A 208-nucleotide genomic window follows, 5' to 3' on the forward strand; every position below is an offset into this window, starting at 1 on the left:
GAGCGCACCATAGATGTATTCCTGGAATCTTATGAGACGTTTGAGAGCCGCTTAGCGCTTGTTAAGATGTTTGATCTACCCCTTGGTCATATCGGCAAAACAGACGCCCAGATGATCGCTGAAATACTCGGGTGCAAAAAGACCTATTGGGATGATGAGTGGGATCTTCGCGTACTCGATTGCATCGAACCGGGGAAATACGCCTACG

Annotated in this window: 1 protein-coding gene; it reads left to right on the forward strand. The window is 48.6% G+C overall.

The window, feature by feature from the left end:
• A partial coding sequence (locus RR842_RS11070) for a hypothetical protein (protein ID WP_332729763.1) occupies positions 1-208 on the forward strand: 208 nt, incomplete at both ends.

The organism is Gordonibacter sp., assembly GCF_036667095.1.
GTDB lineage: Bacteria > Actinomycetota > Coriobacteriia > Coriobacteriales > Eggerthellaceae > Gordonibacter.